Below are 26,569 nucleotides of genomic sequence, written 5' to 3'. Positions count from 1 at the left end.
AAGACTTCATCGCGAGGATAGGGATTGCGTCAGGGAGACGATATCCGCCGGGCGGAGGGGCGCGGCGGTTAGTCGCTAGTCAGGAAGGAGTAGATGGAGCGGGCGCTCAGCCCGGCAGCCGCATGCCCTGCGGCACGCTGTATCGGCCGTTGCGGTATTCGAGCGTGAAATCCTTCTGCCTGGGTGCGCCGTCCTGATTCACGCATTCGTCATTCACCATGCGCGTGACGCTGTGAACCGTCTTCTCCGTCACCTTCAGCGACGCATAGCCTTCCCGGCCCGCGGGACCCGTTGCGATGGTTCGCTTCGTCGAGTCATAGAAGCCCTCGCATCGATCGTCCCATTCGCCGTTCGCCTGCTCTACCGCCAACCCGTCGAGGACCGGCCGCAACGTCTTGTTCTCCAGTACATACAGGCGCAGTGAGGTTTCGCCGCTCGGGGCGACGCGCGAAGGACCCCGGTAGCTCACGCGCACGCCGAACGCGCGAATCGCCGGTGAGAGGTCATAGCGGGCGGTATCGAGGGCAATGTCGGTGAACGTCATTTCTTGTTCAACGATCGCATGCTTCTGGTAGAAATGCGCGATGACCGCGCCCGACGCGCTGTCCGCTACGACCACTTCGGCATCGTGCCCGCTGGCGCTCTCGTCGCTCGCATCATGCGCCAGCGCCATCACTGCCAGCGTCAACTGCGGGTTGGCAGGCCACGCCTTGCAGGCGCTGTATTCGGCAGCGAGCTTGTTATCCGGATGCAGCGTTTTCATCCCCCCGGACATCATGTCTTCACAACCCGCATGAGCCAGCACCGGCGCCATCAAACTGGCGGCCACAATGAGTATTTTCTTTTTCATGTCGTTCAGTATCGAGCCTTTGACCTCCCGTTGACTCATCGATTAAGAGCCAGCCGGGGTTCGCATTTTGAAGGCTCTTATCCGACCGATAGACCGCCGCGACATGATTTGACAGGCATGCGATGCAACCTGCCGCCGATGCAAAATTTTGATGCCTGACAAAGAGTGTGTTTCGCACGCACTCCTCAAGCCTTCGCGATGCAGTCAGAATGATGAGTTCGCAACGCTTCGCATCTTTTGACGTGACTCGTCGAAGCGAAAATAGCGCGCGACACAGCGTCGCAATGCCCGTTTCTGAGACCAAATTCCATACATTCGCAACATCGCGATAAATCTCGCGTGGCATGATCGCGTCGCGGCGCAACGCCGTGAAACGGCGTTCTCCAGAGGACGCTTCGATCCAAAAAACCAGCGAATGCAATGAATGAAAATACTCACCGTTTAGCAGCGCCATTGTTATCGGGTTTGTTGGGCAGTGTCTGTCTTTCGGGATGCAAACTCGAGGTGCTCGATTCGAAAGGTCCTATTGGCGTAGCGGAAAGCGCGCTGATCGGCACCGCGACGTTCACGATGCTCCTCGTCGTCGTTCCGGTGATTCTGCTCACCCTGATCTTCGCCTGGCGCTATCGCGCATCCAACAAGAACGCGACCTACGCTCCGAAATGGGCGCACTCCACGGCCATCGAGGTCGTTGTGTGGGCGATCCCCGCGATCATCATCCTTTATCTCGGCATCCTGACGTGGAGGACTTCTCACGAACTCGACCCGTACAAGGAAATCAAGGTCGAGAACGTGAAGCCGATCAACGTCGAAGTCGTCGCGCTCGACTGGAAGTGGCTCTTCATCTATCCGGATCTGGGCGTCGCGTCCGTCAATCAGGTCGCGTTCCCGGTCGGCACGCCGGTCAACTTCCGCATCACGTCGGACTCGGTGATGAACTCGTTCTTCATCCCGCAGCTCGGCGGCCAGATCTACGCGATGGCGGGCATGCAGACGAAGCTGCATCTTCTGGCCGATCACGCCGGCGACTACGCGGGCATCTCGGCGAACTACAGCGGCGCAGGCTTCTCCGACATGAAGTTCCGCGCGCTCGCCATGTCGCAAGCCGAATTCGATGCGTGGGTCCAGAACGTCAAGACCGCGCCCGAAGGCCTCGACATGAACGTCTATGCCGGCGTCTCGCGCCCGAGCCAGAAGGAAGCGGTGCGCTACTTCTCCACCGTCGATCCGAAGCTCTTCAACAACATCGTCGGCAAGTACAACAACGGAAATGTCGCCGTTGGTGCGAATTGTGTAACCAAGGGGTAAGCCATGTTTGGCAAATTAACGCTTGAGGCGATCCCGTATCACGAGCCGATCATCATGGGGGCGACTGTCCTCATGGCGATCCTCGCGCTCGGTACGGTCGCCGCTCTCACCAAGTTCGGAAAATGGGGCTGGCTCTGGCGCGAGTACCTGACGTCGACCGACCACAAGCGCATTGGCGTGATGTATCTGGTCGTCGCGGGGCTGATGCTCGTGCGCGGTTTCGCCGACGCCGTCATGATGCGCGTGCAGCAAGCGCTCGCGATGGACGCGCCCGGCTATCTGCCGCCGCATCACTTCGACCAGATTTTCACGGCGCACGGCACCATCATGATCTTTTTCATGGCGATGGCCCTGCTCGTGGCGTTCTTCAACCTCGTGGTGCCGCTGCAAATCGGCGCGCGCGACGTTGCGTTCCCATTCATCAACTCGCTCTCGTTCTGGATGACGGCCATGGCCGCTATCCTGATCAACCTGTCGCTCTTCATCGGCGAGTTCTCGGCGACCGGCTGGCTCGCGTATCCGCCGCTCTCCGAGACGCAGTTCAGCCCGGGCGTCGGCGTCGACTACTACATCTGGGCGTTGCAGTTGTCCGGTGTCGGCACGCTCCTGACCGGCGTGAACTTCTTCGTGACCATCGTGAAGATGCGCGCGCCCGGCATGACGTGGATGAAGCTGCCCGTCTTCACGTGGACGGCATTCTGCTCGAACGTGCTGATCATGGCGACGTTCCCGATCCTGACCGTCGCGCTCGCGCTGCTCGGCCTCGATCGCTACATGGGGATGCACTTCTTCACGAATGACGGCGGCGGCAACCCGATGGTCTACCTGAACCTGATCTGGGCCTGGGGTCACCCCGAGGTCTACATCCTGGTTCTGCCGGCATTCGGTATCTACTCGGAAGTCGTGTCGACGTTCTCGAAGAAACCGCTGTTCGGCTACAAGACGATGGTGTGGGCCACATGCTGCATCATGGTGCTGTCGTTCCTCGTGTGGGCGCACCACTTCTTCACGATGGGTTCAGGCGCGAACGTCAATGCCTTCTTCGGCATCATGACGATGATCATCTCCATCCCGACGGGCGTGAAGATCTTCAACTGGCTGTTCACGATGTTCCGTGGCCGCGTGCAGATGACCACGCCGGTTCTCTGGACCATCGGCTTCATCATCACCTTTACGCTGGGCGGCATGACGGGCGTGATGCTTGCCATTCCGGGCGCGGACTTCGTGCTGCACAACAGCCTGTTCCTGATCGCGCACTTCCACAACGCGATCATCGGCGGCGTGGTGTTCGGTTACTTCGCGGGCGTGCAGTACTGGTGGCCGAAGGTGTTCGGCTTCAAGCTCGACGAAAAGCTCGGCCGCAACGCGTTCATCTGCTGGTTCGTGGGCTTCTTCGTCGCGTTCGTGCCGATCTACATCCTCGGCTTCATGGGCATGACGCGCCGCCTGCAGCACTACGACAACGCCGCATGGCAGCCGTACCTGGTCGTCGCTGCATGCGGCGTGGGCATCATCGCGCTGGGCGTCGTGTTCCAGGTCGCGCAGATCGTGGTCAGCGTGATTCGCTGCAATCAGCCGGCTTATCGCGATGTCACCGGCGATCCGTGGGATGGCCGCACGCTCGAATGGTCGATCAGCTCGCCGCCGCCGGTCTACAACTTCGCACACGTTCCTGACGTGCGTGAACTCGACGACTTCGCTCACGCGAAGGAAACGGGCCGCGTCGAAACGCGTCCGCTGCGCGACATCCATATGCCGTCCAACACGAGCGCGGGCTTCCTGATCGGCTTCTTCGCGCTGGTCTTCGGCTTCGCGGCCATCTGGCACATCTGGTGGCTGGCTATCGTCGGTCTGGTCGGTGTTGCAGCGGTCGCCATCGGCTACAGCTTTGCGGAAAACACGGGCTACATCATCCCCGCCGCTACCGTCAAGGCAACCGAAGAGCGGAACCGCCCGCCCAAGGCGCCGGCCAAGACGGGCGCCGGCCGCGAACTGGAACTGGAGGTTCTGTAAATGTCGCAATCGACACTTTCCGCGCATCACGCGCACGAGCACGAACACCAGCCGTCCCATTCGGTGTTCGGCTTCTGGTCGTATCTGATGACCGACTGCCTGCTGTTCGCTTCGCTCTTCGCGACTTTCGCGATGTTTGCGAATCAGTACGCAGGCGGCCCGACGGCGAAGGACCTGTTCAACCTGAAGGATGTCGCGATTGAAACCGGGCTGCTGCTCACGAGCAGCCTGACGTTCGGCTTCGCGATGATCTCCGCGGTTCGTCAGAAGAAGAGCGGCGTGCTGCTGTGGCTGTTCGTGACGGCGCTGCTGGGCGCGGGCTTCCTGTGCCTGGAACTGCAAGAGTTCTCGCATCTGGTCGCTGAAGGCGCGGGTCCGCAACGCAGCGCGTTCTGGTCGGCGTTCTTCACGCTGGTTGGCACGCACGGTCTGCACGTCACGCTCGGTCTCGTGTGGCTGGTCGTGCTGGCAGTGCAGATCGTGAAGAAGCCGGCAATGGGCGAGCGCGAACTGCGCCGGCTTGCTTGCCTGAGCCTCTTCTGGCACTTCCTCGACATCGTCTGGATTTGCGTGTTCTCCTTCGTCTACCTTGGGAGCATCGTCTAATGGCACATTCGCATACAACGCATAGCGATATGCCGCACGTCACCGTCGGCGGTTATCTGATCGGCTTCGTACTGGCTGTCGTGCTCACGGTAGCCTCGTTCTGGCTCGTGACGGCAGGCAAGCTGTCCGGCGAGCAAGGCCTCGTGTGGCTGGCGGTACTGGCGGCGGTACAGGTCGTCGTGCACGTGGTGTTCTTCCTGCACGTGAACACGTCGAAGGGTCAGCGCTGGAACGCGATGTCGTTCGTTTATACGATCACGATGTCGCTGGTGATCATCGTCGGTACGGTGTGGGTCATGCATAACGTCCACGCGCTGATGATGGCGCGCTAAGCCAGCGCAACTCGGCAGCCGGTTTATCGGCGCTAAAAGCGGGTCCGAATTTCGGACCCGCTTTTTTTATATTCGCGTTTTCCCTGACCGCTACAAATCTTGACAATGAAGCTGCCGGGCGACAAGATTTGTCCATAATTTGATTCAGTCATCCACATTATGGACAAAGGAGCCGCGATGCCCGCGCCCAAACCCACGGCGGACGCAATGACGCCGTATCAGTATCCCAATCCCAAGGAAGCGCAGAAGGAGATCGTCGTCGGACACGCGATTCCTACCGACGAGCGCGAGTGGGTCCCGCAAGCCGAGAACGTCTGGTTTCGCCCGTTGTGCCTGAACGTCTCGACCGGCTACTGGATGAACCTGCTGCGCGTGCGCAAATCCGGCGTGCTGTCGCGGCATCGTCATCCGCAAGCCGTGCATGGCATGGTGCTGAAGGGCCGCTGGCGCTACCTCGAACACGACTGGGTCGCGACGGAAGGCAGCTACGTCTTCGAGCCGCCCGGCGAAACGCACACGCTTTACGTGCCCGAAGACGTCGAAGAGATGATCACGTACTTCCAGGTGAACGGCGTGATGTTCTACTGCGATCCGCACGGCAACTACACCGGTTACGAAGACGTGTTCACCAAGGTCGACATGTGCCGCAAGCACTACGAGTCGGTCGGACTGGGCGCTGATTTCGTCGATCAGTTCATCCGCTAACCATCCGCCTAATCGCCACAGCCACCCGAAGCGCCATCGAAGCGCATTCGGAGGAGACAACATGCAGAGCAAATCGCCGCGCCTCAAGCGCATTCAATGGGTCGCGCTCACCTTTCTGACGCTGGCCGGTATCGTCAACTATCTGGACCGCAGCACGCTGTCCATCGCCAATCATTCGGTCACGCAGGAACTCGGACTCTCCGCTTCGCAGATGGGCCTGCTGCTGTCCGCGTTCTCGTTCGCATATGCGTTTTCGCAATTGCCGATCGGCGTGATGCTCGACCGTTTCGGCGCACGCGTCATGCTCGGCCTCGGCATGTTCGTGTGGTCGGTCGCGCAGTTGTTCGGCGGGCTCGTCACGAACCTGCAGCAGTTCCTCTTCGCGCGCATCGCGCTCGGCATCGGCGAGGCGCCGCAGTTTCCGGCCGGCGCGAAAGTCGTCTCCGAATGGTTCGCGCAACGCGAGCGCGGCAAGCCGACCGGCATCTTCGTCACGTCGTCGACGATCGGCCCCGCACTCGCGCCGCCGATCCTCACCGTGCTGCTGCTTAACTTCGGCTGGCGCAACATGTTCGTCATCATGGGCGTGCTGGGCATTGCAGTGGCGATCGGCTGGTACATCGTCTATCGCAATCGCAAGGATGTCGCGCTCGAGCCGCAGGAACTCGCGCATCTGACCGAAGGCGAGCCGGCGCAGCGCAGCGAACGCAACATGAGCTTTGCCGAGTGGCGCGGCCTGTTCGGCAAGGCGACTACGTGGGGCATGATCTTCGGCTTCATGGGCGTCATCTATATGGTGTGGCTGTATCTGACGTGGCTGCCGGCGTATCTGGAGCATGAGCGGCATCTGACCATTGCGAAGACCGGCTGGATCGTGTCGATTCCCTATCTCGCGGGCACGCTTGGCATGCTGTCGTCGGGCTTCATCGCCGATGGCCTGATGGCCCGCGGCGTCGCGCCGATCCGCAGCCGCAAGTGGCCGATCTGCTCGGGCCTTATCGGCGCGGCGCTGTTCACCGTGCCGGCCGCGTTCACGCCGAACCTGACGCTCGCGATCGTCTATCTGTCGGCCGCGATGTTTTTCGTCAACATGGCGAGCGGCGCGGCATGGGCGCTCGTTTCGGTGGCCGCACCGCGCCACATGGTCGCATCGCTCGGCAGCATCCAGAACTTTGGCGGCTATTTCGGCGGCTCGTTCGCGCCGTTCATCACCGGGCTCGTGGTCGACAAGACGCATTCGTTCGTGAACGCGTTCCTGATCAGCGCGGGCGTCGCGTTCGCCGCTGCGCTCGTGTACATGTTCGTCGTTCGTTCGCCGATTCAGGACAGCGAGCAACAGGCGTCGCCCGTTCCCGTCGTTTAAACCTTCCAGACATGACTTTTCAAGCTGATCTCTTCAAGGGCAAGACCGTCGTCGTGACCGGCGGCACGCAGGGCATCGGCGCGGGGATCGCGCAGCAGTTCGCGGCGCTCGGTGCGCGCGTGATCGCTGCCGGCATCGCGCCGACCGATGCGCAACGCGACGCGCTTGCCGGCATCGAAGTCGCCGCGCTCGATGTCGCCGATGCCGCCAGCACCGCCGAACTTTTCGCCCGTCTCGACGCGCTCGACGTGCTCGTCAACTGCGCGGGCATGATCAAGCGCGGCGACGAGCACGACATCGAGACCTTCGAGCGCGTGATCGCCGTCAATCTGAACGGCACGATGCGCATGTGCGCCGCCGCGCGTCCGCTGCTCGCCAAAACGGGCGGCGCGATCGTGAACACCGCGTCGATGCTGACGTTCTTCGGCGGCGGCCTCGTGCCCGCGTACAGCGCGAGCAAGGGCGGCGTGGCGCAACTGACGAAGTCGCTCGCCATCGCGTACGCGGCGGAGGGCATCCGGGTGAACGCGGTCGCGCCCGGCTGGATCGCGACGCCGCTCACGCAGGCGCTTCAGGACGATGGCGGCCGCTCGCAAGCGATCCTCGATCGAACGCCGATGAAGCGCTGGGGGCTGCCCGAAGACGTCGCGCGTGTCGTAGCATTTCTGGCGTCGCCGGCGGCGTCGTTCATGACGGGCGCGATCGTCCCAGTCGACGGCGGCTATCTGGTGGCGTAAATTCGGGCGTCGCCTTTCATTTCGTCGCATATGTCCATCGATCCCGCCTCTCTCGACACCGCCAAGGCAACCGGCACGGCCGCATTCTCGAAGTTCATGGCCGTGCTTCAGCTGATCGCCGATGCCGCCGAGCCGCCGACCATCGCGCGCCTCGTCACGCTGAGCGGCTATCCGCGTCCGACGGTGTATCGCATCGTCGGCGCGCTGATGGCGGAAGGGCTCGTCACCGAAGGCGCGCGCGTCGGCTGCTATGCGCTCGGGCCGCGTTTGATGTCGCTCGCGAGCCGGAGCTGGGAACGCTCGGATTTGCGCATCGCCGCCGCCGACGCGCTTCAGAACTTGCGCGACGCCACACAGGAAACGGTGCACCTCGCCGTGCGCAGCGGCGCGGAGATGGTGTACGTCGAGAAGCTCGAAAGCCCGCATGCGGTGCGGATGGCCTCGCGCATCGGCACACGCGTCACGCTGTATTCGAGTTCCGTCGGCAAGGCGTATTTGTCGACGCTGCCGCACGCCGAACGCGATGCGCTGCTGCACGGGATCGCGCTCGAACGCTTCACGCCGAATACGATCATCGAGCGAAGCGCGCTCGACGCGGAACTCGATGCGTGTCAGGCGCGCGGCTATGCGGAAGATCGCGAAGAGAACGAAGCGCAGATTTTCTGCTACGGCAGCGCGATCGTCGGCGCGAACGGCGCGACGCTCGGTTGCGTGAGCGTCAGCATTCCGCTGTTCCGCAAGAGCGCGACGCCGATGGAAACCTACGTCACGCCGCTACGCAACGCGTGCCGCGCGATTGCCGAGCGGATGAGTCCGGGCACGCGCGTCTAGCCTTTTTGCGCCGCCCCGGCTCGCTTTGCGATGAGCGTCGGCAGACGCGGCAACATCCGCGGCCAGTGCGTCGCTTCCCGCGCGAGGTGCGCGACGAGACCGTGACAGCCGAACTGGTCCGCCGCGAGCCGCGCAATCACGCGGCGCGCGATCAGCCAGACATCCACATCCGGTGCGACGGCGTGGGCCATTCGCTCGATCGTCTCCATCGACCGCGACAGCAGCACGGCCCGCGATGCGATCCGCGCATGCGCCGCGCTGAACCTATGCTCGGCGGGCGCCGCGCCGAGGGCATCGAACAGATGTGAGACGTCCGTTCCCTTGCTCGCTTGCGGCGATGAGAACCGTTCCGCCTCGCGCCGATACGTCGATTCGACGCGCACTTCATGATGCGCAGCGTGCGTATCCGGCCTTCCGTGCTCGAGATGCGTGCGCGCCGCCGCCTTGTGATCGCCTTCGAGCAGCGCATTCGATACGCCGACGATGAACTCGCGCTCATGCGCGGCGAAGAAGGTCATCGCGTTATCGGCTTCGAGCACGATTTGTCCGAGCGTCGCCGGCTCGATGCTCACGCGCGCGCCCGCCGCTTCCAGTCCCGCGTGATAAAAGCCCTGCCCGAGCGCCATTTCGAAGAACGCTTCGATGAGCGTCGCGACGAGATCCGCCTGCTGCAAGCCATGCGATGCGAGCGCATGCGCATCAGATAACGGCACGGTGTCGATCGCGCGTGTCGTGAGCACCGCGTCGCTGCAAAAATCCCAGAGCACTTCGGGCACGGCGATGCGGTCGTCGTCGCGCAGGCGATAGCGCAGATAGCTTTGATCGGCGGCGCGCTGGCGCAGGTCGATCATCGGATGGACATGTTCCTGGATCAGGCGCACGCATTCCGCCGCGTGCAGTTCGCGCGCCGTGGCCGAACGCCGCTCCGCGAAGCGCGCGGCCGCGAGCGCGAGGTCGAGATCGTCGATGAGTTCCTGGCGCGCATCGGCGCGTAGCAGCGTGATGCGCACCGGAACGCCATCGATGCGCGCGGCGTGCGTCTGCTCGGCGATGCCCGAGCGCACCGGCACCGGACTGATTCCGTCGATATCCGCGCGAGGCGCGGCGGCCAGCGACAAAGCGCACGCGGCGCGGAACTGGGCGGCATCGTACGGCGTAAAGAGGCCGTCCATTTCGGTCAGCGCCACGCGCACCGCCGTCTCCGCAAGCGCGGGATGGCGCGTGAGCACGCCCGACGCCACCGTCATCACGCGCGGCAATTGCGTCAACGCCGGCATGCCCGCGCTGAGCGGCGCGGCACGCGCCCCATGCAGCGCGAAGAAGCGGGCGATGCGCTCCATCGACGCGCCGCCTTGCGTCGAATGGCTCTCGCGCACGAACGCCCTGCCAAGTCGCCACAGCGTCGCGAGTCGTCGAACGGGCACGGTTGGGTTCCTGAAAGAGACTGAATGATGAGATGCGGCATCGCGCTTGCCTGATTATGTAGCACGATTCGGTCCTGTTGCAGGGTGGAGCATGAACCGCGCCTTCCGACGCGCTTATGTTTCGGGTTCCTACACATCTCGAATTGACGCCTGATTCCGGCGCGCTTAGAGTGAGACAGCATCCCGCTCTCACGGGACCACCACTACTCTTGTCATGCGAAGCAACCACGAAAGCGAGTCGAACGGCCGGCATCAGGAACGTCATTTCACTGCCTTGCGGGAGGCACTCGAAGTGGAAGGCAGCGGTGTGCGCACGTTCGTCGTCGTGCGGGACGGTCACATCGCGTTCGAGCATTATCGGAGCCACGCATCGCCCGATACGCTCGAGAACATCAACTCGGTCACGAAGAGCGTGGTGGGCCTCGCGGTCGGCATCGCGCTCGGAGAAGGATTGCTGCCGAGCCTCGATGCGCCCATCTGCGACTTCATCGATGCGGCGCGCGATTCCGCGCTCGACGAGCGCGTGCGAAGCATCACGTTGCGGCATCTGCTGACGATGACGGCGGGCTTCGAATGGGAGCAGAGCGACATCGACGACTGCGTGCTCGGCCCGTGCGAGCGCTTCTCCGGCGACGAAAATCGGCTGACGTTCGTGCTGTCGCGGCCCATCGTTCATGCGCCCGGCACGCAGTTCGTCTATGACTCGCATGCGGTGCAACTGCTAACGATCGCGGTCGAGAACGTCGCTGGAAAAACGCTCGCGCAGTACGTCCGCGAGAGACTGTTCGATCCGCTCGGCATCGATACCGACGAATGGATCGCCGATGAAGACGGCCACACGTTCGCGGGCCGCGGTCTCATGTTGCGCGCACGCGATATGGCGAAGCTCGGCACGTTGATGCTCGACCGCGGCAAGTGGCGAGACACGCAACTCGTCGATGCGTCCTTCATCGACGACGCCATCTCCGTGCACAGCGAAGGCGGCCCGCCGATGCACGACGCGCGCTACGGCTACCTCTGGTGGATCGCGTCGCGTTACTTCTTCGCGGCGGGATTCGGCGAGCAGTTCATCTTCGTGTCGCCGGAGGAACGAATCGTCGCGGCGGTGACATCCGATAACGACGATGCCGCGAAGCACGCGCGCGCGTTGTTCGAGCAGCATGTGATAGGGATCGGCGGCGATTGATTTTCAGGCCGCGCGGCAAGCGCTTCCTTCTCCGATCGCTCATCTCAAAATTAGTTATTTTTTGTCGATAGGCGATGCGAAGCATTTTCGATACGGTATCTTTATACGCTCGCGCAACAAGGTATCAATATCGAGAATGACGGGAGAGGCCCCGGCTCATTCCCGATGCGCACGAGACACGCCGCGCCACAACACAACCATCAAAAATAAAGGACGCCATGCAGCCGCCGGCCGACCAATCTATCGAAAGAACGATGTACATCCTCGGCCAGATCGGCGCGATTATCTGTCACGAGCGCGGGCCGCGCCCGGACACGACGATTCTCACGATGATGGCGTCGCGCCCCGCCGAAGGTTTCTGGCACGCGGTCGCGCAGATGAACGAGCTTTGCCCGGCGATCCGCGGCCCTCGCCGCACGCTGCTTCAATGGAAGCGCAAGGAAGTTATCCGGCTGAGCCGCATGCTGCCACATCCGTTGCCGGGGGATGCCTGCTCTCGGACGCAGATGCCGTTCTGGGCCGGCTACTGTCAATATTGGGACGACGTGCTCAGGCAGCACGTCGAGTGCGAGACCGAACAGCCTGCGGTCGCGATGGACGAAGTGTCCGCGAGACGCATCAACGCCTGACTGCGCGGGCGTTGGAGCGCGTTTCGGCGGCGCACGTCGGCCCGGGCGCACTTCACGCCCTTCAACACTCGCGCACCCGCCGATCCGCCTCGTGCGCCGAGTAATATGTCCGCATCACGCGGATCATGCGATCCAGTTCCGTCGGCTTGATGAAATAGCCATTGAAGCCGGTGCGCTGCGCACGCGCCCGGTCGTCCGGCGACGTGCGGCCGGTGTGCGCAATGAGCAGCATCGACAGGTCGAGCGCGCGGATCGCTTCGGCTGCTTCCCACCCGTCGCCGAGCGGCATCATCAGGTCGAGCAGCACCACGCCGGGGCGCCACTTGCGCGCGATCGTGACCGCATCGAGGCCGGTATGCACGGCGCGCACGTCGAAGTCGGCGTCCTCGAGCGCGAGACACAGCGCGCGCGTGGCGTCGAGATCGTCGTCGGCGACGAGGACGCGCGGCTCATCGTGATGAGCGGCGCGCTCGGGGATCTGCCAGACGGCTTCTTCCGGTAGCTGTGCCTGTCGTTGCATGGTTTGCATGTTCTAGCCTCGGATGGACCGTATCGATGAGCAACCGGCGTACCGCGCCGCAGCATCGGTCGACGGTCCTTGACGGCATGCGGGTCGCCGAATGCGCACTTCGGGAATACCCGGTGCCTGGGTACAGTTCCATCGCGGGCGGAATCGTGAAGGTTTTGCATCGGCGGCGCACAACGGCAAGCGTCACGCGTTCGTCACATTCGAGAGGAAACGATGTTCGTCGTCTATTGGCTCGATGGCGATCCGGGATCGGAAGGCAACGCCCGCCATCGAAGATTCGAACCGACCGCGCTCGCGGACGCCTTGCGCTTCGCCGAGGCGTTGCGCCAACGCCAGGCGAAGGGCGATGCGATTAGTTTTGTCACGCTATGCAGCGAGAATCCGCAGTCGGTCGGCAAGCCGGGCGTCGCCGATCCGCCCGCCGGCTACGACTGGAAGAAGCGCCGGCGCTAGTCGACGCGGATCGCCCTTCCCGCTCATTCACCGCTAACTCTCCCGGCCGATCATGCCTCCCATGCCGCTTCGACTCCGAGGCGGCGATCCGAACCGGAGGTCATCATGTACAAGCACATTCTCGTCGCGGTCGGCACGAGTCTCAGCCAGAGCGCCCTTTCCACCGCGATTGCCCGCGCCCGCGAGTGCGACGCGCGCTTGACCGCGCTGCATGTGGTCGATCGCACGCCGTGGTGGGCGGTCGTCACCGGCGATTGCAACGTGCGCGATACCGCCGCTCTCATCGACGATCACGCTCGCGCGCTTACCCGCTACAGCTTGCGGCAGATCGAAAGCGCCGGTATCGACGGCGCGGGGGTGAGCGTAACGCTGCCGCCGGGCCTGACGGTCGGCGAGGCCATCGCGAAGGCGGCGAACGAAGCGGGCGCGGATCTCATCGTGCTCGGCGGCGAGACCGATTCGGGCTGGGGCCGGGGCCGCGAGCGTCTGCGCGATGTCGTCTGCACGCAAACGCGATGCGATGTGCTGATCGCAGCACATCGCGCGAGGGACGCTCACGCGGACATCGAACACGAGACGCGGGACGCGCGCGCGATGGAAGCGGCGTCGGCGGCGCGGGTGTGAACGCGCGCCGGAAGACGCGGCGGCAATCGTGCATCAAGCGGACAACGCGCTTCTCAACTGCTCCGCAAGCTGCACGATGCCGATGGATATCTGCTTCTCGCGCCGTGCATCGAGCCGGCCAATCGGCATGCTCGTCGATACCGCGACGCGCTTGCCCGCCGGAGTCGTGCCGACATAGGCCGCGAAGCATGCGAGCCCTTCCGCGACTTCTTCGCGTTCGACGGCGAGACCGCTCGCGCGTATCGCCGCAAGTTCGCGCAACAGCGCGGCGCGGCGAGTGATGGTGCGCGGCGTTACCGCTTCGAGACGTTCGGGCAGGCGCTTGGCGACCGCTTCATCGGACAGCCCCGCGAGCAGCGCCTTGCCGAGCGCGCAGCAATGTGCGGGCAGCCGCGAACCGAGATCGGAGACGAGCCGCACCGGCCGATGCGCGTCTTCCCGCGCGACATACACCACCTGCACGCCGTCGAGCACGGCCAGTTGCACGACCTCGTTGTGCTTGTTGATGAACGCGCCGGCGCCCTCGCGAAACGCGGCCTGCAGCTTGTCGTGGCGCACATACGCGTTGCCGAGCTCGAAGAGTCCGACGCCGATCACGTAGCCGTCGTCGCGCTTCTCGATCCACTGCATGCGCGCGAGCGTTTCGAGCATCAGATACAGCGTGCTGCGCGACAGCCCCGTCTGCTCGGCGAGCGTCGCGGCGCGCACCGGTTTCGCGGCGGCGGCGAGCGTTTCGAGGATGTCGTTCGCGCGACGCAGCGCGGGAACGTCGTAGGCTTTTTCCATGAGAGTCGTCGTCTGAAGTATTGGCGATACTCCAACATGTTGGACAAATATGCAACCCAATGGACAGTGACGAACACGCGGGATACGATCGATTCTCCTTTTTTCGACGCACGGTGATTGACTCATGCAGCCCGTTTCCATTGCTTCCTGCTTGCCCGAAGACCTGACCGATGCCGTGCTGATCGGCCGTGTATGGCGTCCCGCGCCGGTGGATGGCCCCGCTGTCGTCGCCGTGCGTAACGGCGAAGTGTTCGACATCACCCGCGCCGCGCCGACGACCGCCGATCTTTTCGACCGTCCCGACGCCGTCGATATCGCGCGAAACGCGCCAGGCGAGTCGCTCGGGTCCGTTCAGTACCTGCTGCAAGCGACGCTGGACGCGGCGCCGGGCGGCGCGCGCCTGCTTGCTCCGTGCGACGTGCAGGCGGTCAAGGCGTGCGGCGTCACGTTCGCGGTGAGCCTGCTCGAGCGCGTGATCGAGGAGCAGGCCGGCGGCGACGCGACGAAGGCGCAGGAAGTGCGCGACACGATCAACAAGCTGATTGGCGCGGATCTGTCGAAGATCGTGCCCGGTTCGGAAAGCGCGGCGAAGCTGAAGGCGGAGCTGGAGCGGCGCGGGGCGTGGTCGCAATATATGGAAGTCGGCATCGGCCCCGATGCGGAAGTGTTTTCGAAGTCTCAGCCGATGTCGTCGGTGGGCTTCGGCGCGGATGTCGGGCTGTATCCGACGTCGCAATGGAACAATCCGGAGCCGGAGATCGTGTTGGCGGTGAATGCGCGCGGCGAGATCGTCGGCGCGACGCTTGGCAACGACGTGAACCTGCGCGATATCGAAGGCCGCAGCGCCCTGTTGCTCGGCAAGGCGAAGGACAACAACGCGTCGTGCGCGATCGGGCCGTTCGTGCGCCTCTTCGACGGCGGCTTCACGCTGGACACGGTACGCGGCACGAGCGTGTCGCTGCGCATCGAGGGCGAGGATGATGACTTCGTGCTCGAAGGCGTGAGTCACATGAGCGAAATCAGCCGCGATCCCGCGGACCTCGTCGCGCAGACACACGGCGCGCATCACCAGTATCCGGATGGATTCATGCTTTTCCTCGGCACGATGTTCTCGCCGATCAAGGATCGCGACAGCGCGGGCGGCGGCTTCACGCATCATCTTGGCGATGTGGTGACTATTTCGACGCCGACGCTCGGCGCGCTCGTCAATACGGTGCGGCTGTCGACGGAAATCGAGCCGTGGACGTTCGGGGTGCGGGCGTTGTATCGGAGTTTGGCGGCGAGGGGGGTGTTGCGGGCGGAGTGAGGGAATCTAGTCGAGTTGCGCGTCTGGATGCGCTTGTCCAATACACGGAAAAGCGCTTCTTCTGATCGCGTCGATTGAGACTCGCCGTGGCCTGCGTTGGCGTCCACGCGCGATACAGCACGTGAGTGAAGATTTGCTGGAAGTTGCCAAGCGTCGGGTGCTCGCGGTGAGCTTTGCGTTTGCGTGCGATTTCGGTGATGTGGGGTGGCAATGGTCCATGTCGGCCTAGCGCGCGGAAGCCGAAGAGCCGGATATACGGCCTTCGGTCCTTCTGGCGGGCGTCGGCAATTTCGTTCAGGCGAGGTGAGACTGAGACGCTGGCCGATGCGGAACGGCTCGCTTGCCAGCAGTTGTGCGGATCGGATCGACGTTAGGCGTCGCGCCAATGCGGCGCTTGAGCGGGAAGAAACCGTAACGCCACGGTTGATGATGCAAATGTGCGATTTGCACTGCTGCGATCGGCTCTTGCGGCAGCAGCGTTGAGGCAATGCCCCGCTCTGTCAGCCCATAGCTTGATTATCCGACTCCACCGGGCAACGATCCTAAACCGGCATCAGCGAAGTCGATGAATGCTCTTGTGACCGAGTCCACTATCCCGCCTACGCCTTAGGCCGTGGCCCAAACCCCGGCCTACAAACGCTTCGTTCGAAGGGCATAGCCTAAAGCGTCCGGCAGCATACAGCGTTCGTCTCACTTCCCCCCAAACCGTCCCCCCCGCCCCTTCGTCACCACCTGCACCGGCGTCTCCATAAACGGCGACAACTCTCCCTGCCGCCGCCGTTCCACCAGCGCCTTCACCGCCACATCGATTCCGAACACCGCCTGCCGCGCGCCGAATTGTTCGACGGTCGCGAGCATGCGGCCGTCATCGAGCATCGGTTGGACGGCGTCGATATTGTTGTACCCCGTCACCAGCACCTGCCCCTTCTTGCCCGCGATGCGGATCGCATCGATCGCGCCCATCGCGATGTTGTCGTTCGCGCACAGCATGCCGCGCAAGCCGGGATGCGCGTACAGCATCCGCAGTGCGATGGACTTGCCGCTCTCGAAGGTCCAGTCGCCGGTGTCCAGCGCCGTGACGCGAATCTGCGCCGCCGTCATCGCTTCACGAAAGCCGGTGGTACGTTGCTGCGCATTGCGATCGTTGGGCGGCCCTTCGATGATGCCCACCTCATCGCCCGCCTTCAGTTTCGAGCCGAGATACGCACCGACGAGCCGCGCGCCGCGCCGGCTGTCCGGGCCGACGAACGGAATCGTCACGTGAGCGGCGTCCTGCGCATCGTCGTCGAAGGGATTGTCGATGGCAATCACGATGGTCCCCGCCGCAATCGCCTTCGCGACAACCGGCACGAGCGCCTTCGAATCGGTCGGCGCAATGACGATCGCGTTCACCTTCGCCTCGACCAGCGACTCGATGATGCGCGCCTGACCCGCAACATCGTTGTCGGTGAGCGTGCCGTGCGTCGTCAGGTCCAGTTGCGATGCATAGTGACGCTGGTAGTTCTTCGCGCCGTCGATCATCGAGGCGACGAACGGATCGCCGAGCGACTTCATCACGAGCGCGACGGTGGCTTTGGCATCGGGCAGCGCAGCCGCATCGCGAATGGTCGCGAGTCCGCACGCGCTCAGGGCGCAGGCGGTGAGCAGACGGCGGCGGACAGGGCTTCTCATGGAGGCGAGACGGGAATCGGCGGTCGCCTCATTTTAGACGGACGAGGTCACGATTCGTCACGCTCTTCCCACGCCAGCGCGATGAACGCCGCACATAGCGCTTCCATGCCCGCCGCGTCTTCATCGTCGAAGCGGCCGGGGACGGGGCTGTCCACGTCCCACACGCCGATCAGCGTGCCATCGCTCGCGACGAGCGGCACGACGATCTCCGAGCGCGATGCCGAATCGCACGCGATGTGGCCGGGAAATGCATCGACGTCGGGAACGACTTGCGTCTTGCGTTCGCGTGCTGCCGTGCCGCACACGCCGCGTCCAAGCGCGATGCGCACGCACGCCGGCTTGCCCTGGAACGGACCGACGACGAGCTCGTCACCATCGAACAAATAGAAGCCCGCCCAGTTGAGGTCCGGCAACGAGTGATAAACGAGCGACGCGAAGTTGGCCGCATTCGCGGTGAAGTCGATTTCATCGCCGATCAGCGAGCGCGCCTGCTGCAACAGGTCGTCGTATTGCGCGGCCTTGGTCGCGTGAGCGGTAGTGGAAAGCGTGTACATGGCGGCATCCCGAAAAGTGTCGATGAAGATAGCACAGCAAATATCGCAAGCCGACTGCAAGCCCCGACGCCTACTGTAGTTCCGGCGGCGTGCCGCTGCCGTCGATTAAAGGCAGATTCGGGATATCCCTCGTTTACAACAAGCAGCGATCGTTATTAAATAAATCAACTTGATTTAATTAATGGCTGCAGATTGCAAACGACGGCCAGTCACCCCCGGAGACGTCGCGTGAAATCCCCGAGCGGCAGAGGCAGCAACTCTGCAACCGTGCGCCGTTACAACGAGCGTTTGCTGCTGCAAACGCTGCGCCGCAACGAACCGGCGTCCAAAGCCGAACTCGCGCGTCACGCGAATCTGACGAGCACGGCGGTCGGCGGCATCGTCGATTCGCTGGCGCAAGACGGCCTCATCGAATACACCGGACGGCGGCTCGACGGCCAGCGCGGCCAGCCCGCATCGCTGCTGCGGCTCGATCCGCGCGGCGCGTTCGGCATCGGCGTGCGGCTGGATCGCACGAGCATTGAGACGGTGCTCGTCAACTTCGCCGGCGATGTGCTCGCCCGCAGCGCGCTCGACACCGTGCTGCCGCATCCGTCGGACGTGCTCGGCATCGTGCAGCGCGACATCGACAACATGCTCGGGTTGCTGAGCGCGGCGGAACGCGAGCGGCTGACGGGCGTCGGCGTCGCGCAACCGTACAACCTCGGCGCGTGGCTGCGCGAACTGGGCGTCAGCGCCGACACGGTCAGCGCCGATACCTTTCGCGCCTGGGACGAAACCGATTTCCCCGCCGCGCTTTCGCGCGCCATCGGACTGCCGGTATTCGGCGAGAACGACGGCAACGCCGCCGCGATCGCGGAACTGTTCTACGGCCACGGCCGCCGCTGCGACGACTTCGTCTATCTGTTCCTAGGTTCGGCGATCGGAGGCGGCATCGCGATCGACGGCGACTGTCTTCGCGGCGCGACCGGCAACGCGGGCGATATCGGCGTCATTCCGGTGCCGCCGAGCCGACTGCCGTCCGCGCCGCAGCCGCCGCGCCAGTGGGACATCCTGTTGTCGCGGGCGTCGCTCAATGCGCTCGCGCGGCATCTGCGCCATTGCGGCGCGGCGGCGGACAACCGCATCGACTTGCAGGCGTGCATCGAGCGGCGTCTGCCCGCCGTCGACGAATGGATCGACGACTGTATCGAAGCCCTCGCACCCGCCCTGCGCACGACGCTTTGCGTGCTCGACGTGCCGATGGTCGTGCTCGACTCCGATATCGACGGCGGCCTGCTCGACCGCATCATCGGGCGTCTTGTTGCGACGATGACCGCCAACGCGCCCGAAGCGCGCGGCACGCCGGCGATCGTGCGCGGCAGTTTCGGTCCGGACGCGGGTGCGATCGGCGCGGCCACGCTGCCGATGTTCTTCAACTTCTCACCGCGCGTCGGGCTGCATCGCGGCGCGGGCGTCAAATCGCAGGAGGTCAACCATGCCGCATGATTCCCCCGGATCGCCTAAATCCGGCACGCCGTTGCTTGAAATGCGCGGCATCAGCAAGACTTTTCCTGGCGTGCGCGCGCTGAACGACGTGCGCCTGTCCGTCTATCCCGGCGAAGTGCATTCGCTGATGGGCGAAAACGGCGCCGGCAAATCTACGCTGATGAAAATCCTGTCCGGCGCGTATCAGGCCGACGCGGGCGGCGAGATTCTGATCGACGGCAAGACGGTGACTATCGACGGCCCGCTCGCCGCGCGCTCGCTCGGCGTCGCGGTGATCTATCAGGAGTTGAGTCTCGCGCCGAATCTGTCGGTCGCGGAGAACGTCTATGCCGGGCGCGAGCTGCGGCGCGGGCGGCTGGTCGATCGCGCGGGCATGGAGCGCGGCTGCACCGATGTGCTCAAGCGCCTGGGCGCAACCTTCAAGCCGCATACGCTCGTCGGCGATCTGTCGATCGCGGAGCGGCAACTCGTCGAAATCGCGCGAGCCGTGCATGCGAACGCGCGCATCCTCGTGATGGACGAACCGACGACGCCGCTCTCCTCGCGCGAAACCGATCGCCTGTTCGAGCTCGTGCGCCAACTGCGCGCGGAAGGCATCGCGATCATCTACATCAGCCACCGGATGGCAGAAATCTACGAGTTGTCGGATCGCGTCTCGGTGCTGCGCGACGGCGCCTACGTCGGCACGCTGATGCGCGACGAACTGTCCGCCGAAAGTCTCGTGCGGATGATGGTCGGCCGCGACATTTCCGGCTTCTACAAGAAGGAACACGCGCCGTACGATCCGGGCAACGTCGTGCTGTCCGTGCGCGATATCGCCGATGACAACCGCGTGCGCGGCTGCAGTCTCGATTTGCACGCGGGCGAAGTGCTCGGCATCGCGGGGCTGGTCGGCGCGGGCCGCACGGAACTGGCGCGCCTGATCTTCGGCGCGGAAGAGCGCACGCGCGGCGAAGTGTCGATGCACGGCAAGCCGCTCAAACTGCGCACGCCGCGCGACGCCATCGACGCGGGCCTCGTCTATCTCACCGAAGACCGCAAGGGCCAGGGCCTTTTCCTCGACATGAGCGTGCGCGACAACATCAACATCACGGTTGCCGGACGCGACGCGAAGGCCGGCGTGATGGACATCGCACGCGGCAACAGCCGTGCGAAGGACGCGATCGCCGCGCTGACGATCCGTGTGCCGAACATGCGCGTGAACGTGGGCGCGCTGTCGGGCGGCAACCAGCAGAAGGTGCTGCTTTCGCGCCTGCTCGAAACGAAGCCCGAAGTGCTGATCCTCGACGAACCGACACGCGGCGTCGATATCGGCGCGAAGTCGGAGATTTATCGAATCATCAATGACCTCGCGCGTTCGGGCGTCGGCGTGATCGTGATATCGAGCGAGCTGCCGGAAGTGATCGGCGTGGCGGATCGCGTGCTCGTGATGCGTGAAGGCGAGATTGCGGGCGAACTGGGCGGGCATTCGGGCAAGCCGATCTCGCAGGAAGGAATCATCGAACTGGCGACCGGCTCGCGAGCCGCGCTCGATCAGGCGGCGTAGGACATATCGGAGAGAGACATGAGCAACATGACCAAGCAGCACGACAAGGTCGCCGCGTCGAGCGTGGCGGAGCGGCAGACGCGCATCGAGCATCGCGAGCGCATGCAGGTTCTCATGCGCACCGCCGGCATGCTGCCGGTGCTGATCCTGCTGTGCATCGGCTTCGGCATCGTCACCGATGGTTTCTTCAGCTGGCAGAACATGTCGATCGTCACGCAGCAGGCGTCGATCAACATCGTGCTCGCGGCGGGCATGACCTTCGTGATTCTGACGGGCGGCATCGATCTGTCCGTGGGCTCGGTGTTGTCGGCGGCGGCGGTGACGGCGCTGCTCGCATCGAACCTGCCAGGCATGGGCTGGCTCGGCATACCCGCCGCGCTCGCGGTCGGACTCGGCTTCGGCGTCGTCAACGGCGCACTGATCGCGCTGCTGAAGCTGCCGCCGTTCATCGTCACGCTCGGCTCGCTGACGGCCGTGCGCGGCATCGCGCGGCTGATCGGCCACGACACGACGATCTTCAATCCGCAACTGCCGTTCGCGTTCATCGGCAACGACACCGTGCTCGGCGTGCCCTGGCTCGTCATCATCGCGCTTGCTGTGGTCATCATTTCGTGGTTCATTCTGCGACGCACGGTGCTCGGCCTGCGCATCTACTCGGTCGGCGGCAATCCGGAAGCGGCGCGGCTGTCGGGCATCAAGGTGTGGGGCATCCAGATGTTCGTCTACGCGATCTCCGGCCTGCTCGCGGGACTCGGCGCGGTGATGTCGGCAGCGCGGCTTTATGCGGCCAACGGCCTGCAACTCGGCCAGTCGTATGAACTCGACGCGATCGCCGCGGTCATTCTTGGCGGCACGAGCTTCGTCGGCGGCGTCGGGTCGATCGTCGGCACGCTGATTGGCGCGCTCATCATCGCGGTGCTGTCGAACGGGCTCGTGCTGCTCGGCGTATCGGATATCTGGCAGTACATCATCAAGGGGCTCGTGATCATCGGCGCAGTGGCGCTCGACCGTTACCGTCAGCGCGGATCGGCGCGGACCTAGCGTGGCCTTGCAAGTTGCAGCATCCATATCAACGAAACCAACGAAACAACCGGAGACACCCAACATGCGCAAGCACAACAGGCTGTTCGCGAGCGTCGCACTCGCGCTCGGATTCACGATGACGCTCACCGCTCACGCCGCCGACAAGCCGCTGAAGGCGATCGGCATCACGGTCGGATCGCTCGGCAATCCGTACTTCGTGACCATTGCGAAGGGCGCGGAAGCGAAGGCGAAAACGATCAATCCGAACGTGCGGGTGACGGCCGTATCGTCCGATTACGACATGAACAAGCAGTTCACGCAGATCGACAACTTCATCTCCGCGCACGTGGACATGATCCTCATCAACGCCGTCGATCCAAAGGCGATCGAGCCGGCGGTGAAGAAGGCGAAGGCGGCGGGCATCGTCGTGGTCGCGGTCGACGTCGCGGCGGCGGGCGCGGACGCCACCGTGCAGACCAACAACGTGCAGGCGGGCGAACTCGCATGCGACTTCCTCGCGAAGAAGCTCAACGGCAAGGGCAATGTCGTGATCGAAAACGGGCCGCAGGTGTCGGCGGTGATCGACCGCGTGAACGGCTGCAAGACGGTGCTCGCGAAGAATCCGGGCATCAAGGTGCTGTCCGACGATCAGGACGCGAAAGGCTCGCGCGAAGGCGGCATGAACGCGATGCAGGGCTATCTCACGCGCTTCCCGAAACTCGACGGCCTCTTCGCGATCAACGATCCGCAAGCGATCGGCAGCGATCTCGCGGCGAAGCAGTTGCAGCGCAAGAACATCGTGATCACGTCGGTGGACGGCGCGCCCGATATCGAGACCGCGCTGAAGTCCGACACGCTGATCCAGGCATCCGCGAGCCAGGACCCGTGGTCGATGGCGCAGCAGGCGGTAAGCGTCGGCTACGGGATGATGAACGGCCAGAAGCCCAGCAGCACGATGATCCTGATGCCGTCGACGCTCGTCACGCGCGAGAACGTCGCCAACTACAAGGGCTGGTCGGCGCCGCATTGATCGGCGATTCACCGCTGCATGCGCGGCCGGCGCGGCGTTCGCACGCCGGCCGCGCACACGGCGTATCCTGTGGCTTCTCGCCGTCCCCTTAGTCGATTGCGCGATAGCGCTCACAGGAGAAACTGAATGGCCAGGGTCGAAGTCAAGGTTCCGCAGCTTTCCGAATCCGTCACGGAAGCGACGATGCTGCCGTGGAAAAAGAAGGCGGGCGACCCCGTGACGCAAGACGAGATCCTCGTCGAGCTCGAAACCGACAAGGTCGTGCTCGAAGTGCCCGCGCCATCGTCGGGCGTGCTCGCGGAAGTGCTGAAGCAGGAAGGCGATATCGTGCACGCCGACGAACTGCTCGCGGCCATCGACACCGAGGCGAAGGCCGCTGCGCCTGCATCTGACTCTGCGTCTACACCTGCACCTGCACCCGCTGCCGCTGCGCCCGAAAAGCCCGCCGCGCAAGCAGCGCCCGCGCCCCAGGCATCGGGCGAGAAAGCCGACTTCGATGTCATCGTGATCGGCGCCGGACCCGGCGGATACATCGCCGCGATCCGCGCCGCGCAGCTCGGCATGTCGGTGGCGTGCGTGGAAGAATGGAACAACCCGGTCGGCAAGCCGAAGCTCGGCGGCACCTGTCTCAACGTCGGCTGCATTCCGTCGAAGGCGCTGCTCGCGTCATCCGAGCAATTCGAAAATGCGCGCTTGCATCTGGGCGATCACGGCGTCAACGTCGAGAACGTGACGCTCGATCTGGCCAAGCTGATCGGCCGCAAGGAAGCGATCGTCGACAAGATCACGGGCGGCGTCGAGTTTCTTTTCCGGAAGAACAAGATCACGTGGCTCAAAGGACACGGCAAGCTCGCGGGGAAGGATGGCGGCAATTTCCGCATCGAAGTGAGCGGCGGCGATGCGACCGGGAGCCATACGGCGAAGCACGTCATCATCGCGACGGGTTCCAAAGCGCGGCATCTGCCGAACGTGCCGGTGGACAACCGCATCGTCTCCGATAACGAAGGCGCGCTCGCGTTCGACACCGTGCCGAAGAAGCTCGCGGTCATCGGCGCGGGGGTGATTGGTCTCGAACTGGGCTCCGTGTGGCGCAGGCTCGGCGCGGACGTGACGATCCTCGAAGCCCTGCCCGACTTCCTCGGCACCACGGATGCGTCGCTACAAAAAGAGGCCGCCAAGCTCTTCAAGAAGCAGGGCCTGGCGATTCATCTGGGCGTGAAGATAGCGAAGGTCGAGTCATCCGATGCTGGCGTGACCGTTTCCTATACGGACAAAGACGGCGCCTCGCAAACGCTGGAAGCGGACCGGCTGATCGTATCGATTGGCCGCGTGCCGAACACCGACAATCTCGGTCTCGATTCGATCGGCCTGTCTGTCGACGAGCGCGGCTTCATTCCCGTCGATGGCCATTGCGCGACCAAAGTCCCGAACGTCTATGCGATCGGCGATGTCGTGCGCGGACCGATGCTCGCGCACAAGGCCGAGGACGAAGGCGTGCTGGTGGCGGAGATCATCGACGGCCAGAAGCCGCATATCGACTACAACTGCATACCGTGGGTCATCTACACGCATCCGGAGATCGCGTGGGTCGGGCAGACGGAGCAGGCGCTGAAGGCCGAAGGCCGCGAGTTCAGGAGCGGACAGTTCCCGATGATGGCGAATGGCCGCGCGCTCGGCATCGGCGAGACGGACGGCTTCATCAAGATCATCGCCGATGCGAAGACCGACGAAATTCTCGGCGTTCACATCATTTCGGCGAACGCGTCGGATCTGATCGCGGAGGCGGTCGTCGCGATGGAGTTCAAGGCGGCGTCGGAGGATATCGGCATCATTTCGCATCCGCATCCGTCGCTGTCGGAAGTGATGCGCGAAGCGGCGCTCGCGGTCGGAAAGCGGGCGTTGAATATCTGACCCACGCTATCGTCGGCTCAACCGCTCGCCTGCGACGATACGCACGTGAAGTTGACCGTCGACGTCTGTTCTTCCAGTGACCGCACGCCGCTCGTCGACTCCGAACGCAAGCGCATGGTTTGCTGGCGTTGCTTGCAGTAGTCGCTGGCGGCGTCCATCGCCCGGTTGCGCGCGGTCACCCAGGACATGCGCGTGCCGGTCGCCTTGCCGGTGACGCTGTATATATCGGCTTGGGGGCCAGCGGTGATTTCGCTCGCGGTGCCGCATGCGGCCAGCACGAGAAAGAGCAGCGACGCCGCCGTCGCGCGGCGTGGAATGAAATGAGTCATACGTTCGTGAAGCGACAATTCGAAAAGGCGGCATGGTACCGCCGTCCGCGAATTTCTTCACGAATCGCTCGTACGCGGCCGGCGTGCATCCGTGCACGCCGGCCGTTTTTGCTTGCTCAGGACGTTTCGATTCGATGCAGCAATCGCTGCAACCGCGCATGCTGCGACGGCATGAGTCCCGGCGTGGCTAACGCGTGTTCGACGCGAGCGCGCCAGTAGGTCTTGGAGAACAGTGAATTCGCGCCATCGAAGTTCAGCACCTGTTCGAGATGCGCGATGGCCGAGTCGAGTTGGTTCACGTTATAGGGACGTGCGCCCGTGCAGGAATCGTCCATGGAAGCGATGCCGGAACGCGCCGTGGCGCGCAGAGCCGGCGATGTTCGTTTGAAGAAGTGACGACGGCGCGCGAAGTCATCGCTTCACGCGCATCGGTGCATCAGTGCATGTGCTGCCCGCCGTTGATCGCGATGTTCGAGCCGGTCACGAAACCGGCGTCATCCGAACACAGGAACGCGACGAGCGCGGCCACTTTTTCAGGCTTGCCGAGACGGCCGGCCGGAATCTGCGGAAGAATCTTCGAATCGAGGATCTCCTGCGGAATCGCGGTCACCATCTTGGTCGCCAGGTAGCCCGGCGAGATGGTATTGACCGTCACGCCCTTTCGCGCCACTTCGAGCGCGAGCGACTTCGTGAAGCCATGCATCCCGGCCTTTGCCGCCGCGTAGTTCGTCTGGCCGATCTGCCCTTTCGACCCGTTCACCGACGAAATATTAATGATGCGCCCCCAGCCGCGCGCGACCATTTCTTCGCACACCGGCTTCGTCATGTTGAACACGGAGTCGAGATTCGTGCGCAACACGGCGTCCCAGTTCACCTTCGTCATCTTCTTGAACGTGGTGTCCTGCGTGATGCCCGCGTTGTTGACGAGGATGTCGATCGGCCCGACCTCGCGCTGAATCTTCGCGATGCAGTGCTGGCTCGCGTCGTAGTCGGCGACATCGACGGGATACGCGCGGAAGTTGCGGCCCTGACGATCCATCTCCGCGAGCCAATCCGACACGATCGTGTTGCCCGGCGAATGCGTGACGACGACGGCGAAACCCGCGTCGTTCAGCTTGATGCTGATTGCTTCGCCCAGACCGCCCATGCCACCGGTTACCACTGCGATACGCTTAGTCATGCTAATAGTCCTCTCAGGTACTTGACACTCGAATTAATCCCGGCGGCGCATCGATTGTTTTTTATGCCGCGACGCCGGGTGGAGGGCGGACTCGGGCCGCCCTTGTCTTGCGCCCCGAATCAGGGACGCTCGACCGCCAGCGCGACGCCCATGCC

29 protein-coding genes are annotated in these 26,569 nt (G+C 63.7%); 18 read left to right on the top strand and 11 right to left on the bottom strand.

Annotation, left to right across the window (positions count from 1 at the left end):
- Nucleotides 1–106: 106 nt before the first annotated feature.
- The gene (locus BG57_RS23825; RefSeq protein WP_160174746.1) at nucleotides 107–850 is read right to left on the bottom strand and encodes a PA3715 family protein; all 744 of its coding nucleotides are present in this window, start codon (nucleotides 848–850) and stop codon (nucleotides 107–109) included.
- Nucleotides 783–1,304 (bottom strand): hypothetical protein, encoded by a 522-nt coding sequence (locus BG57_RS32710; protein WP_152562679.1) that lies wholly within the window; start codon nucleotides 1,302–1,304, stop codon nucleotides 783–785. Before BG57_RS32710 ends, BG57_RS23825 begins: the two co-directional genes overlap by 68 nt.
- On the opposite strand from BG57_RS32710, the gene cyoA reads away from it, so the two are divergent.
- The 8 genes from cyoA to BG57_RS23785 all read left to right on the top strand — a co-directional run bounded on the left by cyoA (nucleotide 1,271) and on the right by BG57_RS23785 (nucleotide 8,745).
- The gene (cyoA, locus tag BG57_RS23820; RefSeq protein ID WP_035968757.1) at nucleotides 1,271–2,158 is read left to right on the top strand and encodes a ubiquinol oxidase subunit II; all 888 of its coding nucleotides are present in this window, start codon (nucleotides 1,271–1,273) and stop codon (nucleotides 2,156–2,158) included. The two genes, BG57_RS32710 and cyoA, sit on opposite strands and share 34 nt — an antisense overlap.
- 3 nt (nucleotides 2,159–2,161) lie before the next feature.
- Entirely contained in the window at nucleotides 2,162–4,171 is a 2,010-nt protein-coding gene (cyoB, locus tag BG57_RS23815) for a cytochrome o ubiquinol oxidase subunit I (protein WP_035968756.1), read from the top strand.
- Nucleotides 4,172–4,777 (top strand): cytochrome o ubiquinol oxidase subunit III, encoded by a 606-nt coding sequence (cyoC, locus tag BG57_RS23810; RefSeq protein WP_035968753.1) that lies wholly within the window; start codon nucleotides 4,172–4,174, stop codon nucleotides 4,775–4,777.
- On the top strand, nucleotides 4,777–5,109 hold the full coding sequence (gene cyoD / locus BG57_RS23805) for a cytochrome o ubiquinol oxidase subunit IV (RefSeq protein ID WP_035968752.1): 333 nt from the start codon (nucleotides 4,777–4,779) through the stop codon (nucleotides 5,107–5,109). The genes cyoC and cyoD overlap by 1 nt, the downstream gene beginning before the upstream one ends.
- 177 nt (nucleotides 5,110–5,286) lie before the next feature.
- On the top strand, nucleotides 5,287–5,814 hold the full coding sequence (locus BG57_RS23800) for a 2,4'-dihydroxyacetophenone dioxygenase family protein (protein WP_035968793.1): 528 nt from the start codon (nucleotides 5,287–5,289) through the stop codon (nucleotides 5,812–5,814).
- A gap of 61 nt (nucleotides 5,815–5,875) precedes the next feature.
- Nucleotides 5,876–7,177 (top strand): MFS transporter, encoded by a 1,302-nt coding sequence (locus BG57_RS23795; RefSeq protein WP_035968751.1) that lies wholly within the window; start codon nucleotides 5,876–5,878, stop codon nucleotides 7,175–7,177.
- 11 nt (nucleotides 7,178–7,188) lie between these two features.
- On the top strand, nucleotides 7,189–7,914 hold the full coding sequence (locus tag BG57_RS23790; RefSeq protein WP_035968748.1) for an SDR family NAD(P)-dependent oxidoreductase: 726 nt from the start codon (nucleotides 7,189–7,191) through the stop codon (nucleotides 7,912–7,914).
- A gap of 30 nt (nucleotides 7,915–7,944) precedes the next feature.
- Nucleotides 7,945–8,745, top strand: a complete 801-nt coding sequence (locus tag BG57_RS23785; protein WP_035968746.1) for an IclR family transcriptional regulator — start codon at nucleotides 7,945–7,947, stop codon at nucleotides 8,743–8,745.
- Here the strand turns inward: BG57_RS23785 and BG57_RS23780 are convergent.
- Nucleotides 8,742–10,169: an AarF/UbiB family protein gene (locus tag BG57_RS23780; protein ID WP_035968744.1), complete on the bottom strand. Its 1,428-nt coding sequence runs from the start codon at nucleotides 10,167–10,169 to the stop codon at nucleotides 8,742–8,744. The two genes, BG57_RS23785 and BG57_RS23780, sit on opposite strands and share 4 nt — an antisense overlap.
- A 214-nt stretch (nucleotides 10,170–10,383) precedes the next feature.
- On the opposite strand from BG57_RS23780, the gene BG57_RS23775 reads away from it, so the two are divergent.
- Together BG57_RS23775 and BG57_RS23770 are read left to right on the top strand one after the other, a co-directional pair.
- On the top strand, nucleotides 10,384–11,355 hold the full coding sequence (locus BG57_RS23775) for a serine hydrolase domain-containing protein (protein WP_035968743.1): 972 nt from the start codon (nucleotides 10,384–10,386) through the stop codon (nucleotides 11,353–11,355).
- A gap of 254 nt (nucleotides 11,356–11,609) precedes the next feature.
- Nucleotides 11,610–11,984 carry a hypothetical protein gene (locus BG57_RS23770; protein ID WP_152562678.1) on the top strand — a complete coding sequence of 125 codons (375 nt, stop codon included), beginning with the start codon at nucleotides 11,610–11,612 and terminating at the stop codon, nucleotides 11,982–11,984.
- A gap of 61 nt (nucleotides 11,985–12,045) precedes the next feature.
- Here the strand turns inward: BG57_RS23770 and BG57_RS23765 are convergent, their stop codons facing one another.
- The gene (locus tag BG57_RS23765) at nucleotides 12,046–12,513 is read right to left on the bottom strand and encodes a response regulator (RefSeq protein ID WP_229753909.1); all 468 of its coding nucleotides are present in this window, start codon (nucleotides 12,511–12,513) and stop codon (nucleotides 12,046–12,048) included.
- A 213-nt stretch (nucleotides 12,514–12,726) separates the two neighbouring features.
- Here BG57_RS23765 and BG57_RS23760 point away from each other — a divergent pair, with 213 nt between their 5' ends.
- On the top strand, nucleotides 12,727–12,966 hold the full coding sequence (locus BG57_RS23760; protein WP_035968739.1) for a hypothetical protein: 240 nt from the start codon (nucleotides 12,727–12,729) through the stop codon (nucleotides 12,964–12,966).
- A gap of 105 nt (nucleotides 12,967–13,071) precedes the next feature.
- Nucleotides 13,072–13,590, top strand: coding sequence for a universal stress protein (locus BG57_RS23755; RefSeq protein ID WP_035968738.1), 519 nt, complete (start codon nucleotides 13,072–13,074; stop codon nucleotides 13,588–13,590).
- 33 nt (nucleotides 13,591–13,623) lie between these two features.
- Here the strand turns inward: BG57_RS23755 and BG57_RS23750 are convergent, their stop codons facing one another.
- On the bottom strand, nucleotides 13,624–14,376 hold the full coding sequence (locus BG57_RS23750; RefSeq protein WP_035968736.1) for an IclR family transcriptional regulator: 753 nt from the start codon (nucleotides 14,374–14,376) through the stop codon (nucleotides 13,624–13,626).
- Between the two features lie 124 nt (nucleotides 14,377–14,500).
- Here BG57_RS23750 and BG57_RS23745 point away from each other — a divergent pair, with 124 nt between their 5' ends.
- Entirely contained in the window at nucleotides 14,501–15,682 is a 1,182-nt protein-coding gene (locus tag BG57_RS23745; protein WP_035968734.1) for a fumarylacetoacetate hydrolase family protein, read from the top strand.
- Here the strand turns inward: BG57_RS23745 and BG57_RS34340 are convergent.
- The 3 genes from BG57_RS34340 to BG57_RS23735 form a co-directional block, all read right to left on the bottom strand.
- Nucleotides 15,582–15,971, bottom strand: a complete 390-nt coding sequence (locus BG57_RS34340) for a type VI secretion system baseplate subunit TssG (RefSeq protein ID WP_371875854.1) — start codon at nucleotides 15,969–15,971, stop codon at nucleotides 15,582–15,584. The genes BG57_RS23745 and BG57_RS34340 overlap by 101 nt on opposite strands.
- A gap of 401 nt (nucleotides 15,972–16,372) precedes the next feature.
- The gene (locus BG57_RS23740) at nucleotides 16,373–17,353 is read right to left on the bottom strand and encodes a substrate-binding domain-containing protein (RefSeq protein ID WP_035968733.1); all 981 of its coding nucleotides are present in this window, start codon (nucleotides 17,351–17,353) and stop codon (nucleotides 16,373–16,375) included.
- Between the two features lie 47 nt (nucleotides 17,354–17,400).
- Nucleotides 17,401–17,907 carry a GAF domain-containing protein gene (locus BG57_RS23735; RefSeq protein ID WP_035968731.1) on the bottom strand — a complete coding sequence of 169 codons (507 nt, stop codon included), beginning with the start codon at nucleotides 17,905–17,907 and terminating at the stop codon, nucleotides 17,401–17,403.
- 228 nt (nucleotides 17,908–18,135) lie between these two features.
- On the opposite strand from BG57_RS23735, the gene BG57_RS23730 reads away from it, so the two are divergent.
- The 5 genes from BG57_RS23730 (at nucleotide 18,136) to lpdA (ending at nucleotide 24,905) form a co-directional block, all read left to right on the top strand.
- A complete protein-coding gene (locus BG57_RS23730; protein WP_035968729.1) occupies nucleotides 18,136–19,395 on the top strand; it encodes an ROK family transcriptional regulator in 1,260 nt (419 codons plus the stop codon).
- The gene (locus tag BG57_RS23725; protein WP_035968727.1) at nucleotides 19,385–20,941 is read left to right on the top strand and encodes a sugar ABC transporter ATP-binding protein; all 1,557 of its coding nucleotides are present in this window, start codon (nucleotides 19,385–19,387) and stop codon (nucleotides 20,939–20,941) included. Before BG57_RS23730 ends, BG57_RS23725 begins: the two co-directional genes overlap by 11 nt.
- Nucleotides 20,942–20,959: 18 nt before the next feature.
- On the top strand, nucleotides 20,960–21,982 hold the full coding sequence (locus tag BG57_RS23720) for an ABC transporter permease subunit (RefSeq protein WP_035968726.1): 1,023 nt from the start codon (nucleotides 20,960–20,962) through the stop codon (nucleotides 21,980–21,982).
- 118 nt (nucleotides 21,983–22,100) lie between these two features.
- Nucleotides 22,101–22,994 (top strand): ABC transporter substrate-binding protein, encoded by an 894-nt coding sequence (locus BG57_RS23715; RefSeq protein ID WP_229753939.1) that lies wholly within the window; start codon nucleotides 22,101–22,103, stop codon nucleotides 22,992–22,994.
- Nucleotides 22,995–23,120: 126 nt separating this feature from the next.
- Entirely contained in the window at nucleotides 23,121–24,905 is a 1,785-nt protein-coding gene (lpdA, locus tag BG57_RS23710; RefSeq protein WP_075583196.1) for a dihydrolipoyl dehydrogenase, read from the top strand.
- A 17-nt stretch (nucleotides 24,906–24,922) separates the two neighbouring features.
- Here lpdA and BG57_RS23705 read toward each other — a convergent pair whose 3' ends face one another.
- The 3 genes from BG57_RS23705 to phbB form a co-directional block, all read right to left on the bottom strand.
- The gene (locus BG57_RS23705) at nucleotides 24,923–25,234 is read right to left on the bottom strand and encodes a hypothetical protein (RefSeq protein ID WP_035968722.1); all 312 of its coding nucleotides are present in this window, start codon (nucleotides 25,232–25,234) and stop codon (nucleotides 24,923–24,925) included.
- Between the two features lie 116 nt (nucleotides 25,235–25,350).
- Entirely contained in the window at nucleotides 25,351–25,569 is a 219-nt protein-coding gene (locus BG57_RS23700; RefSeq protein WP_035968721.1) for a hypothetical protein, read from the bottom strand.
- 101 nt (nucleotides 25,570–25,670) lie between these two features.
- Entirely contained in the window at nucleotides 25,671–26,414 is a 744-nt protein-coding gene (gene phbB, locus BG57_RS23695) for an acetoacetyl-CoA reductase (RefSeq protein ID WP_035968719.1), read from the bottom strand.
- Nucleotides 26,415–26,569 lie beyond the last annotated feature (155 nt).

The organism is Caballeronia grimmiae, assembly GCF_000698555.1.
In the GTDB taxonomy this organism is placed as follows: Bacteria; Pseudomonadota; Gammaproteobacteria; order Burkholderiales; family Burkholderiaceae; genus Caballeronia; species Caballeronia grimmiae.
This window is presented reverse-complemented; position numbering and strand designations above follow the sequence as displayed.